Source organism: Pseudomonas sp. NFIX28 (assembly GCF_900107395.1).
In the GTDB taxonomy this organism is placed as follows: Bacteria; Pseudomonadota; Gammaproteobacteria; order Pseudomonadales; family Pseudomonadaceae; genus Aquipseudomonas.
In genome coordinates this window covers 1-14,672 of sequence record NZ_FNPW01000008.1, presented here as the reverse complement: position 1 = coordinate 14,672, position 14,672 = coordinate 1, and the positions used below count along the sequence as shown (strand labels likewise).

Sequence of the window (14,672 nt, the reverse complement as noted above, 5' to 3'; positions counted from 1 at the left end):
ACCCGCCGCCGCAGACTCGTGGCAAGGCCCCGGCTAAACTTGCCTGCATGACCCCTGCCCATCACAGCCTCCACGAATACACCCAACGCATGATCCGGGTGCTGGAGCATATCGACCAACACCTGGACCAGCCGCTGGAGCTGGCACAACTCGCGCAGGTCGCGCATTTTTCGCCCTTTCACTTTCATCGCCTGTTCACCGCCTGGGTCGGCGAAACACTGGGCGACTACCTGCGCCGACGCCGCCTGGCCTGCGCCGCCTATCAGCTGGCCAGCCATCCAGAAATGAGCATTCTGGAGGTAGCGCTGGAAGTCGGCTTCAGCTCCGGCGAAGCTTTCTCACGGGCCTTCAAGCAGCATTTTTCGGTCACCCCAAGCACCTGGCGCAGCACCGAACCCAAACGCTGGCACCGCCGCCTCAGCGACATCCGCGAACGTCGCCTGCGGGAATTGAGCAATCCTGATCAGACACACATCCCGGCTTTCGACGATCCTGACGCCTTCATTCACCTGAAGGAACTCACGATGAAGGTCACCCTCAAGGAACTGCCACCAGTGCACGTCGCCTACCTGCGCTACATTGGCCCCTACGGGCCGGGCATCGGCACCTTCTGGCGCGAAACCGTCGCACCCTGGATGAGCGAAAACGGCCTGTCGGGCCGCGTGCGCTACGGCATCGGCCACGACGACCCGTACGTCACGCCACCTGAAAAATGCCGCTACGACGCCTGCGTCGAAGTCCCCGCCGACTTCAAGGCCAGCTCCCCCGCCGTCACCACCACCCTGCTCGGCGGCCTCTACGCCATCGCCCACTACCAAGGCAAAGGCCCCGACATCGCCGACGCCTGGACCGAACTGTGCCGCGACTGGCTGCCCAAGAGCGGCATGCAATTCGACGCCCGACCGGCGTTCGAGCGCTATCCGGTGGACGCGAAATACGACATGAAGACGGGGGAACTGGAGTGTGAGATCTGTATTCCGGTGAAGGCGTTGTAAGACGAGTTGGGCTTGGGCGAAACGATATGGGGCAGCCTGCGTCTGGCTTTTCCGACAGCGCCCACCCCACGATCCGACGTGCACAAAGATCCAGTACGACAGCCAGGTAATGCCACTTTCCTTGCGCCCAAATGTAGGTGATATCGCCGTCGTGTCCGGGATTAGTTGACCACTACAATATGAACTAGCTCAGGAGGGCGAATTGGATAAAGCCTACAGCCAGATCCCACAGAAAAAAGAATATCTACCAAAGTTCCAGTCATGACCGCTTCACTCCTGGCCAACTTATCGTAGCGAGTACCGAACCTTCGACTCCCCTTCAACCAGCCAAACATCCGCACAATGATATTCCGCTGTCGGTATATCGGATGGTCAAAAAGCCTGGGAAACCCTGGCTTAGGTTTGCCCTTCACGGTGCGCGCAAGGATTACCGGCTGCATCCGGTCGCGGTCGCAGTACTGGCATCATAACCCTGTAACGCCTTGCCATGCAGGCCTCCAGCCTGTCATGGCGGAGATTCTACTTGCGCCGACTTTGCGTACAAAACCTAATCAACCCTAAGGGACTCCGAACACAAATCACCCAACCTCAAGAATTTTTTAAAGCAAAAATATATTAATTCAATATTCTTTGTCACGGCTTTCGCTGGATAACGGTCGCCCAATATATCAATCATTTCATCCCCTGCCCGGGGATTATCAATCACTTCAGTTTCGGGATCACCACCTTCAAGATACTTATTAAGCATAAGAAAAAAATTGCTTGAGTCGGCATATAGGTTTAATTCATATGGACCGTAATCCGGTGCAGGATTTACAAACAAACAAACAAACAACACCATCTCGACATTGAAGCTGACTGATGACAGCTTCAACATCGAAAGGCGACGAATTAGAAACAATCGGAATCTGTAGGCGCCCGGATTCGGTGCCAACGATATACCCTCCCAACTTCATTATTTTTTCTCCTTAAGAGATTTCATTCCTGGACTCCAGTGATACGTTTTGGGGAGCCCCGTTTTATCATTTACAGTCTGAACAGTAAGAGACTTCAAACCAGCCTTTTCCGCATCTGCAGCAGCGTCCCCCTTGCAAGCCGCAGACATCTCTTCCAGTAACAGTCATAGACATATCTGTACCCACAGTTTACCAGAATCATACGCTTGCTGAATTACCCCAACTTCTGCGTGTGCATCTTTCATATTTCCATTCGGGTATTGTTTCCCTGGTTTAGCTGCAGTTTTATCTGCAACCCTATCCGCAATTAGAGTAGGTTTGCTTGGATCTGTTTGAGAGCTAGGCCGAGCAGTCTGGTTAACATCTTTGAAAGTCTCTCCGCCAATGTGGCTCTCTGCTGTCACCTTGAGAGAAATACCTTTTGCGTCTACTCACACTTGAACAGTCGCTCACGAACGGTGTCTCGTGACGGTAGAGAGGCAATGGTATTTGCGCTCATTTCCTCAATACGCTCAGACCATTTGTAGACCCTGAAGCGGTCATAAAAAACTGACACCAGACGCAGCAATAACATGTCGTCCACCGCAGTCCCTCCTTCGTCCAGGTCAAAAATCATGAGAGTTTCGCGTGCAACCTCTACAGACAAAGGACAGCCTTCATTCTGCAAATACTCCTCAAGCACTTGCTCTTTAAGTATTTCAATCCTTATCCAGGGCTCGCTATCCTGTTTATTACTCCACTGACTATTGAGCTCCCATTTATTGATTTTCAAGTCGAGAAATCTGCACTCATTGAAAATTTCATGATCCTGGACATAAGAGACAGGTACATCACCCCAAGCCTGACTGATCAAGAACCCTCTGTCAGGTAAGATAGATCCCGGTCCCAAAACAACAGCGTATCTACTACTCATTACATATTTCCTGTTTCTTGTAACCGTTTTAGACCTTTCTCAGCATTTCTGATCAACTGGTCTCTTGCTGACTGAGGTAGTCGTTTGAATGCTGTATTAATCTGTGGAGCCAATGGTTTGGATAGGTCCGGCCTGAAGTCTACGATCGACTCTTTCCCACCCCCCGACTGTATTTGGAGCTTACCATTAGGTTCGATATCAACCCGCAACAGGCGCTTACGCCCACCTATCACAGCCTCTACTGGCTGACCAATGGTTTCACTCGCCTTAATTATGCCTTTTGCACCAGTTGCTTGAGTACCCGCAGCTTGGGTTCCTGACGCTCCAGTACCCTTAGTCTTCCCGACTATTGAAGCAATGGAGGTTTTATCACGCCCTATCGAAGTACCTGAAGCGCTGAGCAGCTCTTTTCCGATTAAAGCCGCTTTCTCCCAGGCCGGCAACGAGTTGTACAACAACCCCATGTCATTCTGATTTTCAGCAGTGACAAATTGGTTCAGGCGTGCAGCGTCTTCTTTTGACAGACCAAAAAGCCAGCGCAAGCTACTTACACCATCGGCAATCTGTATTCCACCTTCAGCTTCAGACTGGTAAGACAGGGTACAAAAACCTCCCGTGCCTGCGCAGCCAGCCAACATCTCTGCCCGCTGCTCAGCACTCAGATTTTTATATTTCTCCCAGATGGCCTCTGTCGACTCGCCCTTCTTATTCGCTTCAACGAGCTCAGTCCGAAGGTCCATGACATTTTTCGAGCTCAGCAGGTTGTTCTCAACCGCATTCTTCCCAACCTGAGCCGCCGCCACCGCATTCAGCGCGTCCTTGCCCACAGCAGAACCCGCAATACCCGCCGCCAATGTCGACAATACGGAAATCGTTTGCTTCTGCTCCGGCGTCAGCTCTTCGTTGCTGACACCGCCATACAGCTGGCTGCGAATCAACTTCGCCGTGACCTCAGCGGCTACAGCGCCGCCTGCCCCTGCCAGTGCCGAATTACCGCCGGCCCTGGCCAGCACTGCGCCCAACACTGCGTGAGCCATGAGGTTCGCGGCGGTATCGCCCTCGGTCATCTCCTTCACGGTCCGTGCCAGATACGGCGCCGAGGCCCCCGCGACGGCTGCTCCGATATTCCCACCTGCAATTCCCTGCACGATGGCCGTCACCGCCTGGGTGGTGCGCTGGAAGCTACTGCCCACGCCGTAATCTTGCTGGACCTGCTGCTTTACCTGCTCGGTTGTCGGATTGGCAATGCCCTTGTCCAACAGTTTTTGCCGCGCCGTTTTCGCCGTGTCGCTATTGGCATCTTCTGCCTCGCGGATTTTGTCTGTAGCGATGGTATTGCCAATGCTTTGCGCCAGCGCCACCGAACTGGTGATCAGGTCCATACGCTCGCGCATGGCCTTTTCATCGGGTTTGTCGAGTTTCTTGTTGGCATTGGCCGTGTCGCGATTGAGGCCAACCAGGTCATTGGCGCCCTCAGGGTTGCGCACGATAATCGTGCCTTCGCTGACCGCCGATCGAGTCCGGCTATGGTCCGACTCGCTGAGCGCCATGCCCATTGGAGCCCCCAGCGCCGTGCCTCCCGAGCCACTGGAAACACTGACGCTGGCCGATGTGCTTTTGATTTCGCTGGTGTTCTTGATATCGCTGGCTAACAGACGATCCGTAATGAGCAGGTTCTTGTCAGCACTGGCCTCGCTCGCAATGACCGCTCCTTGCAGCGTGGTGTTCTTGCCGACATCAATCGTGTAGCCGCCCTTGCCCGCGTACAGTCCCGACTGATCGGTAACAGCCTTGTAATCACTGTTCATGGAACCGGCAGACACGCTGCCAGAAGCAGTAACGGTGGAACCGTAACAGAACGGTGGTACACAAATGCTGGCCCCAAAACCGCCGCTGCTTTGTTTGCTCTTCTGTGTGTCGGTGTCCTGGCGCGACGTAATGTCGAGGTCGCCACCGATATTTGCCTTGATGCTGTCGGCATATACCTGGGCACCGGCCAGGGTCGTGTCCTTACCGCTGTTCAGGACTAGTGCACCGGTTTCCAACGTGCTGTTGACCTGAGTGACCGAGCTGCCCGAACCCATGCCCTTGGCAATCTGCGCCCCCAGGTCCAGCGTGAAACCGTTTTGCTCACCGATGTTGAAGCTGGCACCGATGCTGGTTTTGTTGTTTTTACTGTCGTTTTTTCGCTCAGTGGTGTTCTGCGCACTTTCCAGGGTGATGTCGTTTTTGGCCACCAGCGTGGTACTGCCCGCCTTCAGGTCGCTGCCCACCACATGGATATCGCCCTGGGTATCTGCTGCCTTACCCGTTGCCACGACAGACAGTTCTTTACCCACATTCAGCGTGCTTTGCTTGGCGGTTTCACTGGTGTATTCGCTGGTGCTCTTGCTGCGGGTGTTGGCAAGCTCAGTACCGATCTTGATCAACGAACCGTTGCTGGCCGTACCACCTTGCTTGTCTTTGAAACCGGAACGCTGACCATTGGCATCCGAGGCGTACCCGCCAAGGTTGTAGGCATCCATGGCGACCTGGGCCAACTTCACGGCCTTTAGGCGCGGGTCATCCGCCTCTTTTGCGGCCTTGACCCCATCACGAATACTCCTGGCCGTATCCACAACCATGCCGCCGATCACACGCCCCACGGCAAGGCTCTTGGACTTGTCGGTAGAGCTCTGGCTAGCGCTCTCCATACCGGCGGTAATGGTGACGTTGGAACCTTTAAGGGCCATATCCTTGGTACTGACCAGATCACTGGCCACCACCTTCAACTCACGCCCCGCTTCAAGCTTCACATTGCCTTCGCTCGAACCCACCGTACTGCCCGTCAAGGTGGTTTGCGCCGCCTTGCCGGTGTGATTACCGCTGCTGATCGACAGGTGTTGGTTACCGGTGATGTCGTCCACGCCCAGATTGTTGGCCGTGAGCACGCCGGTCAGGTCGCGACTCTTCTGCTTGTGCAATTCGCTACGGGTGAAGGTGTTTTCAGCCGCATCGATGGTCAGGTCATTGCCGGCCTGAACGCTCAGGTCTTTGGTGCTGACCAGCGCGGAACCGGTGACGGTGGCATCGTGCTTGGCAACCACGTCCACGGTGTTGCCGGAAATGATGCTGCCGACCGCCTTGGTCTGGGTTTCCGCCAGTTTGTCCTGGACCTTGCTGGCCTTCAGGCCGCCCCAGCTGCTTTTGCTTTTACTGCTCTCGTGGCGCGCACTGTTGGAGTCGCTGACGGCCAGGATTTGCACGTCATTACCCGCCGTCAGCCGGGCAGCGCCTTTGTCTGCCGCGACTTCGCTGCCTTTGACCAACAAGTCGTTGCCAGCGATCAACACGCTGTTATTACCCGAGGTGACAGAACTGGCGATATTGGTGGTGCTAGCCACCTCATCAAGCCGACTCTTCTTGCCCGACGAACTCTTCTTGGTCTTGCTGTAGAAGCTGTAGTTGCTGTCCTCCGCGGACTCCAGCGCCAGGTTGCCACCGGCCACCAGATACGCCTCATCCCCCGCACTCACCCGACTGGCAATCATCTCCAGATCCTTGCCGGCACTCAGTGCCACGCTGCCACCTGCGGTCACCGCCGTGGAGACCTGGCTGACTTTGTCAGACTGGCCCTTGTACTTCTTGGAGCTGGAGTACGAGTGCTGTTCGTCCGCCGCCGAGGCCAGCGTCAGGTTGCCGGCGGCGGCCATGGCGAGGTTGCGTTTGGCGTCGATCTGGCTGGCGATGGCCGACAGGTCGCGGCCGCTGTTGATCGTCAGGTCGCGACCACTGGTGAGCACCGAGCCGTGCTGGGCGGTGCTGGAGCGCAGGTAGTTGGTGCGGGTTTCGTTGTCCTGCTGCTCGACAGCTGTGAGGTTAGCGTCCCGGCCGGCGTTGATGGTGGTGTCACGCGCCGCTTGCAGTACGCCAGCGGCGTTATTGAAATCGCGACCGGCCTTGAGCGTCAGGTCATTGGCGGCTTCGATACGTGCGGCGCTGTCGAGGAAGTCACGCCGTTGTTGCAGATCGCCGCCGCTGTTCTGGTGGCTGGTGACCGTGCGTTCATTGATCAGGTCGCCGTTGAGCGCACTCAGGCTCACATCGCGGCCGGCGATGATGCCGCCCGCTTTGTTCACCAGGTTGTTGCCCGCCAGCAGGTCCAGGCGATTGCCGGCTTCGATCAGCCCGCTATTGACCAGGTCGTTGCCGGCCTTGGCCGAGAGGTTGTTGGTGGCGCGCAGGGTGCCGGCGTTGAGCAGGTCCTTGCCGGCGATCAGGCTGATGTCCTGCCCGGCGATCAGCGCGCCGTTGGCGGCCAGGCGGTTGTTGGCGTGGGCCATGTACAGCACCGGCACCAGCACGTTCTCGCCATTCACCTGATGCGATTCGAGCCAGACGATGTCGTGGGTCAGGGCCGCGACCTGCTCGGAGGTCAGCGAGGTGCCGATCGCCAGGTTGAGCTGCTGCTTGCTCTGCAGCGCGTTATCCATCAGGTACTTGAACAGTTTCTCGTCGGAGTCCTGGCCATCGATGAAACGTTGGCCGGTGCGGGCGACTACCGCCTGCTGGATCAGCCGTTGCTCATAGAACCCGTCGCCCAGGCGTTTCCAGCTGTTGTCGGGGTTGTAGCCCAGGTTCGACAGCAGGTAGTCCGAGCTCATGAACTGTTTCAGGTTGGTCAGCGCCGGGTTGGTTTCAACCAGGTATTTGTGCGCTTGAGGGGGATTGTCGAACGTCGGGAGGCCCTGGACCCGCGCAATAGCGCCTTGCGCCTGTTCCGCAGGGGTGCGGCTGTATACCGCCCCCTGAGCCGCTCCACTGTCCGTCGGGGTCGTGACGCTAATCGTCGGCAGACTGGCATCGACACCAGGCTGCACCGCGCCAACCTGCGCCAGCTTGCGCTCGGTCGCCGCTACCGGGGCCACTGGGCCGACCTGGAGCGTCCGCGCCTGACTCTGGGCCAGGTTCTGCTCGCGCTCGGCGAATCGCAGGCTGATGCTGCCCATGCTCCAGTCCATCGGCGCCGGTTTGCGCTGGGTCGCCGTGGTGTCGCCGGCCCCTTCGCTGCTCAGGCGGAACAGACCGTGTTGCCCGACGGGCAACACGAAGCCTGGCAGAGCCAAGGGGTTGACCTGCTGTTTGGCCAGATCCGGCGGCAATTGGGAGTTGATGTAGATCGGTGTCGAATACTGGCTGCCCGCCGAGGTATCGCCGACCTTCTTGCCGCCGCCGACATAGGCGTAATAACCGCGCACTACGCTGTTGTCGATCTTCTCCGAGGCGTTGAGCTGGACATTGGCGCCGGACTGGATGATGGCGTCGAAGGCCTTGCCGTCGCTGCTTGCCAAAGTCTTGGTGCCACCACCCGCCAGTTTTCGAGTACCGGTCATCAGGGCATTGAACCGCGCCAGGTCGGCTTCGAAGGTAGCAGACGGCTTGGTGCCATTTCTGGCATTGAAGGCCGCGACCGCGGCGACCGCGCCTTGGTACTCGTACACATGGTTGTATTTGATGGTGGTCGTTTCAATGTCCTGGGGCACCACCCCCATGTTCTTGATGCTGGCGGCATTGATCGCCAGGTCGCCGGAAGAAGCGATAAAACTGCTTTCGTTGCTCAGGTCCCGGGCACCGATGTTCAATTGCCCGCCGCTGGAGATGCTGGAGGCCGCCGTACTGGCCGTCACCTGCAGGCGATCGCGCTCGGTGAGCTGCCACACCGCATTACGCCGATTGCCCTTTTTCTTGACATGGCATACACCAAAGGGGCCACACGGCAGCTCGACGATGCTGGCGTAGTACTTCTCGTGCTCCGAGTAGGTAAGGATGTCCATGACGTTCTTCACGGTCATGGCGCGAATGGTCATGTCACCCAGGCTTTCGATCGTGCCGGAGCGGTTTTCCAGCAAGCTCGACTGGGCCTGCCCGGCATTGGCCGCCACCAGCAGGCTGCCCATGCTGTAAACGTCGGCATAGCGATTGTTGAAGGTGTTGCCCAACAACCGCATGTCACCGCCGCTGAAGATCGAGCTGTGCTCGGCATCGCTGACACCGGAGTTGAGCAGCGCCCCGGTATTAAGAGTCAGCGCCCCGGCGCTACCGAGCGAACCATGGTTATTGATCGCCGCGGCATTGACCGTAAGCCCCTGGGCGGAACTCAGGCGCCCGCGATTGGTAAGCACCCCGCCGACATTGATCCAGGTGTTGCCGCCTCCGGCGATAGTCGCGGTGCCTGGCAGGTCGAGCTGGGCGGCACCAAAGCTCATGTCGCCCAGGCTGGTCAGTCGCCCATTGCCACCATAGACGCCCGACAGTTGCAGGTTCAGGCTGCCGTCACTGGCAATCAGGCCATCATTGGTCCAGTTGCCGCCACCACCGTCGAAGCTGTTGGAGGCCAGCAGCTGGCCGCTGGCACTCTGGTAGAAGTTGTTGATGTTGACTTTCAGGCGTCCAGCCTGGATGACGCTGGTGTTGTTCCACGAATCGGCATTGAGGGTCAGCCCCCCTTGTGTGACCAAGGTGCCGCCCGCCCCGCTGACGTTCGCCATCGAGATATCGAATTGCCCCTTGCCGGAGTGCAGCAGAGTGCCGCCCGCATTCTGGAAGCTGGTCGCGCTGAGGCCCAGGTCGGCACTGGCCACTTCGATGCGGCCATTACGGTTGTCCAGCAAGCCGCCGATCTGGAACAGGCTCTTACCGCCGCTCCCGGCGGCCCGTAGCTGACCCTGAGCGTTGTCGATACTGGCCGCGCGAATGAGCAACGAGGTGTCACTCTCGATAACCCCCAGGCGGTTGTTCAAGGCGCCGCTCAAGCCGAGATCGATCCCTTGGCCAGCGACCTGCCCGCCCTTGTCACCGCCGTTGTCGAACGTAGTCGCGGTGACGCCAAGCTGACCGCTGGCGTAAAGCCCGCCATTGCGGTTATCGAAGCCGGCGGTGTTGACGATGACATCGCCCTGGCGCGCGGCAATGCGCCCCCCGTTGTTGTTCAGCCCGGCCAAGGCACGTAGGTTCAAGCGCTGGGCTTCGATCACGCCACGCTGGCGCTGGTCATTCAGGTCATAACCGTTGAGCAGCACGCCACTGATGTGGGTTTCAAGAGCTCCCTTGAGGCTCGACAGCACCCCGCCACGGTTGTCGACATTGGCCGCGGTAATGCTGACCGCGCCGTCCTGACCGATGACCTTGCCGCCCTGGTTGTTGAAGTCGCCACTGATGTTCAGCGTCAGTCCGTTCTGGCTTTGCACCGCGGCCTTGCTGTTGTCGAGGCTGGCAGCCTTCAGTTCAAGGCCCGCATCGCGGCTGTAAATCAAGCCGCCCTGAGCATTCTGGATAGCTCCCGCGACACCCAGCGTGGCTTGCCGGTTGGCTGCCACGGTGCCGTGGTCACGGTTGTCCAGGCTGTCGGCGTTGAAGGTCAACAGATCCTGGCCGATCAGTTTGCCGCCGCGGTTATCGACGTGAGCCGCATGCTTGAGCAGCAAGGCCCCGTCACTGCTGATGGTACCCAGGACGTTGTCCAGGCTGGCCGCCACGTCCAGGGTCAGGGCACCTTTTGTCGCCAGGCTGCCGCCACTGTTGTCCAGGCTGCCGGCGCGCAGATCGACCGCTTGCAACGCACTGAGGTTGCCGGCCTGGTTATTCAAGGTCGCCGCCTTGAGATCAAGGGTGGCACCGCTGTCGAGCAGACCGCCGCCCGCGTTATTCAGCAGGCCGGCGATCGTGAGCGTCTGGCCGCCGACACTGGAGACCACCCCTTCGCCGCTGTTGTCCAGGCTCGCAGCGCTCAGCTTGAGCGTGCCATTGCTGGCCAGGGCACCGGCGCCGCTGTTCAGCAGGGCGCCGCTGACGTCAACGACCAGGTTGCCCGCCTTGCTGGAGAGCGTCCCGTGGTTGCGGTTATCCAGGCTCCCCGTCTCGACGGTCAGGCCGTTGATCCCCGATACCAGGCCATTTTCATTCAGCAACTGGCTGGACACGACGCCCAGCGCCGCCTCACTGATCAACTTGCCTTGGGTGTTATCCAGTGTGCGGCCAGTCAGCGTGAAGCCTTGGCGACTGGACAATGTCCCCTGCTGGTTCTTCAGGTCCTGCAGTTGCTTGATGCTCAACAAGCCTTTGGCATTCAGCCGGCCGAGGCGGTTGTCGAGATCGCCATTGGCCAGGTCCAGGGTCACCGCGCCGTCGCCCAACAGGCGACCGCCACGCTGCGTCAGCCCCGTGACCTTGAGGTTCATGTCGCCCTTGGCCGACACCTCACCGGCATCGCTTGAGTCCAACTGGTGCGCGGTCAGCTCCAGCGCGCCTTTACTGTTGATCAGCCCGCTGTCCGTGTTGTTCAGCGCCTTGGCCGACAGGTTCAGCCAGTCACCCGCCAGCACGGAACCGTGACGGTTGTTCAAGTCACCACTGGCGATGCTCAAGCCGTTAATGGCATTGATCAGCCCCTGGTCCTGATTGGTCAGTTGCCCCTGTACCGTCAGTTTCAGCCCCGAACGGCTGGTCAATTCGCCGGCACTGTTATCCAGGCTGGCGGCCTGTACCTCCAGCGCCGCGGCACCGATCTTGCCCTTGATGGAGCTGAGCGCCTGTTCGACCCGCAAGGTCAATGCCTGGTTGCCGAGCAACTTGCCGTCGTCGTTGTTCAGGCTCTTGGCGTTGAGTTCGTACGTCGTGTCGCTGGAGATTTCGCCGTTGTGGTTGTCGACGTCACTGAGATTTTTCAGCAGCAGCGCACCCGGCGCGTGAATGAAGCCGTCCCGGTTGTTCAGCCGACCATGGTTCAGGTCCAGGCTCAGGCGCGTGTTGCTGAACAGTTGGCCGCCCTGCTGTTCAAGGCTGCTGACCTTCGCGGTCAGTGCCTTTTCACTGCCGATGCGCCCGGCCGCGTTGGTCAGTTTTGCCGCCGTCAGGTCCAGGGTGTCGCCACTGTCAAGGCTGCCGGCCTGGCTGTTATCGAAGTCGCCGGTCGTGACCTGTACCGCGCCCTTGCCGCTGATCACGCCTTTGTGGCTGTTGTCCAGGCTGGCGCTGCGCAACTGCACACCGCCCTCGCTCACCAGCTTGCCGTCCACGTTGCTCAAGGCGCCACGAACGCCGAGTTCCAGCGCAGCAGCGCTCATGAGACGACCGCCGCTGTTATCCAGGGCTGCCGCGGCCACATCAAGGGTGGCTTGGCTATTGATCAGCCCTTGGTTGTTTTGCAGGTCGCCCTTGAGTATGAGGTCCAGGCCTTGCTGGCTTTGGATTTTCCCGCTGCGGTTATCGATACGCCCACCCGTGATCGTCAGGTCGGCCAGCGCATTGATCAAGCCAGCAGCCTGGTTGATCACCTCATCGACCTTGAGCGTCAGTGTGTCATGGGCCTCGACCAGGCCCTGGTCGCTGTTATCCAGGTGCTTGCCTGTCAGGCTCAGGCCGGCCTGGGTAGAAAGCTCGCCGCCTCGGTTGTCGAGCCTATCGACCTTGAGTTTCAGCGCTTTTGTAGCCCCTACCAGACCGCCTTGACGGTTATCGAGGCTCGCCCCCGTCAGGTCCAGCACGCCAGTGGCAATCAACTTGCCGTCCTGGTTGTCCAGGGTGCCGATCCGGGCGGTCACATCCTGTTTGCCGGAGATATCGGCGGCGCGGTTGTCCAGGCTGGCAGCAGTGAGCAACAACGCGCCGTCGGCAACAACAGTGCCGCGCTGGTTAGCGAAAACCGTATCGACCTTCAGGTCCAGATTGCCGGTCGTGCTGAGCACGCCATCAGTGTTGTCCAGGCTGACGCTGTGGCTGTCGAGGGAACTGGCGCTGACCAGGCCCTTTATGTTGTTCAGGGCCTCGGCGATGCGCAGTGTCAGCCCCTGGCCACTGATCAGCTTGGCGCCGTTGTTTTCCAGGCTTTGCGCTTCCAGGCTGAAAGCCCGGGCGCTGGAAATCTCACCCTTTCGGTTGTCGACACCCTTCAGGTTCTTGAGCAGCAGGGCTCCCGGCGCATGGATGTAGCCCCCCTGGTTATTGAGCTGTCCGTTGTTCAGGTCCAGGCTCAGGGCGGCTTCGCTGAACAGCTCCCCATGTTGCTGATCGAGCCCGGTCACGCTGGCCGTGAGGTCCTGTGCGCTGCTGATGCTGCCATCGGCGTTATTGACCTGGGTGGCGATCAGGCCAAGGCTGCTTTCACTGCGCAGGCGTCCGCCCTGGCTGTTGTTGAGAATCGTCGCGGTGATTTGCGTGGCCTGCTTGCCGGACAGCAGGCCATTGTGGCTGTTATCGAGATCGCCACTGGCGGCAGTCAAGCCCTTCTCGGACTTGATGGAGCCACCTTGATTAAGCAGTTCGCCACGGCTGGTGACCGACAGGTCTTCCACGCTCTCAATACGGCCGGCGGTGTTCGTCAGTTTGCTGGTGACCAGCGTCAGTGTGCGGTTGCTGCGGACCAGCCCGCGGGTGTTGTCGAGCCCACCGGCCAGGGTGATCTCCAGCCCGTTGCGGCTGTCGATCTCGCCATCGGTGTTATCGAGGCTCTGGCTGTTCAGCGTCGAGGAACCCTTGCCCTGGATCAGCCCCTTGCTCTGATTGATAAGATGGGCAACCTTCAGCTCCAGATCGCTGCCGGCCAGGACTCTGCCGCCGGCGCTGTTGTCGAGCTGCTGGCCGTCAACCTCAGTGTTAATTCCGCTGGACAGTTTTCCGGCACGGTTGTCGATGCCCTGAACCTCGAGTTTCAACGCTTTTGTCGCCGCGACCAGGCCGTCGTCACGGTTGTCGAGAACACTGCCGATCAACGTCAGGTTGCCTTGCGCCACCAGGGTGCCGCCCTGCTGCTGGAGGCTGTCGACGGTCGCCTGTACATCGTCCTGGCTGGCGATCCGCCCCAGGGCGTTTTGCACGTTCTGAGCCTTCAGCGTCACTGGGCCGACGGCGCTGAGCAAGCCGCCACGGTTGTCCAGGCGGGTACCGGTCAGGCCGATCCCTGCCTGACTGGTGATCACACCTTTCTCGCGATTGTCGAGCTGGCCGACATCGAGTTGCAGGTCCTTGTCGGCGCGTACCTTGCCCCCGCGGTTGTCCAGCGAAGCCGTGTCCAGGGTCAGGCGATCCTTGCCGGTCAGGCTGCCGCCACGGTTGTCGAGAGTGCCGGCCTGCAGGTCCACCACGCCCTTGGCGCCCAGGTCTCCTGCGTTCTGGTTATCGAACAGACCCGCGATCCGCGTGGTCAGGCTGCCATCGCTGGCCAGACTGCCTGCATGGCGGTTATCCAGGCTGGCGGCGCTGATGCTCACTCGCTTGCCGGAACCCAGCACGCCGCCCTGGTTGTTCAGGGCGCCGATCAAGCCGATGTTCAACGCCACGTCACCGCTGACCTGACCGGTGCGGTTGTCCAGGCTGCTGGCCGTCAGGGTGGTGATGCCGGCGCTGGAGACTTCGCCCTCGTGGTTATTCAGATGGCCCAACGTGGCGCTGAGGTCGCCGTCGCCGCTGATCAGGCCCTGGCCATTGAGCACCTGACTGGCTGTCAAATGGAGGCTTCCGCCACTCAAAACCCGCCCCTTGCTCTGGTTATCCAGCGTCGCGGCATTGATATTGGCGCTCTGCCCCGCACTCAAGGTCCCGCCCTGGTTGTTCAGGGTTTGCGCCGCGTTGACCGTCAGGTGGCGGCTGGCGACCACGCTCTTGCCGCGGTTATCGAGGGTCTGCGCGCTCAGGCTGACGTCGCCGTCGGTATTGCGGCTGTTGTCGGCGTTGACCCCGGCTTCGATGATGGCGTTGTTGCTCAGCCGGCCGCCGGCGCTGAGGCTGATGCTGTCGCGGGCGGCGAGGTTGTGTTGGTTGTTCAGGTCGCCCTGG

At 59.6% G+C, this 14,672-nt stretch carries 4 protein-coding genes and 1 pseudogene; 1 reads left to right on the top strand and 4 read right to left on the bottom strand.

The window, feature by feature from the left end:
- Window positions 1-47 precede the first annotated feature (47 nt).
- A complete protein-coding gene (locus tag BLV20_RS16400) occupies window positions 48-995 on the top strand; it encodes an AraC family transcriptional regulator (RefSeq protein WP_092303185.1) in 948 nt (315 codons plus the stop codon).
- A 161-nt stretch (window positions 996-1,156) separates the two neighbouring features.
- On the opposite strand, the pseudogene BLV20_RS16395 reads toward BLV20_RS16400, so the two are convergent.
- From BLV20_RS16395 to BLV20_RS31550, 4 genes and pseudogenes are all read right to left on the bottom strand, one after another.
- A pseudogene (locus BLV20_RS16395) lies at window positions 1,157-1,456 on the bottom strand (hypothetical protein); the annotation flags it as partial.
- Window positions 1,457-1,542: 86 nt separating this feature from the next.
- Window positions 1,543-1,872, bottom strand: coding sequence for a DUF6911 family protein (locus tag BLV20_RS31030; RefSeq protein WP_175540218.1), 330 nt, complete (start codon window positions 1,870-1,872; stop codon window positions 1,543-1,545).
- Between the two features lie 506 nt (window positions 1,873-2,378).
- On the bottom strand, window positions 2,379-2,864 hold the full coding sequence (locus BLV20_RS16390) for a hypothetical protein (RefSeq protein WP_092303183.1): 486 nt from the start codon (window positions 2,862-2,864) through the stop codon (window positions 2,379-2,381).
- Window positions 2,864-14,672 (bottom strand): hemagglutinin repeat-containing protein (locus BLV20_RS31550; protein WP_177345377.1); only part of this gene is annotated, 11,809 nt, incomplete at its 5' end. The genes BLV20_RS31550 and BLV20_RS16390, both read right to left, overlap by 1 nt.

Coding starts and splice junctions, on each gene's coding strand:
- BLV20_RS31030 (WP_175540218.1), bottom strand. CDS start 1,872: ATGTTGAAGCTGTCATCAGTCAGCTTCAATGTCGAGATGGTGTTGTTT.
- BLV20_RS16400 (WP_092303185.1), top strand. CDS start 48: ATGACCCCTGCCCATCACAGCCTCCACGAATACACCCAACGCATGATC.
- BLV20_RS16390 (WP_092303183.1), bottom strand. CDS start 2,864: ATGAGTAGTAGATACGCTGTTGTTTTGGGACCGGGATCTATCTTACCT.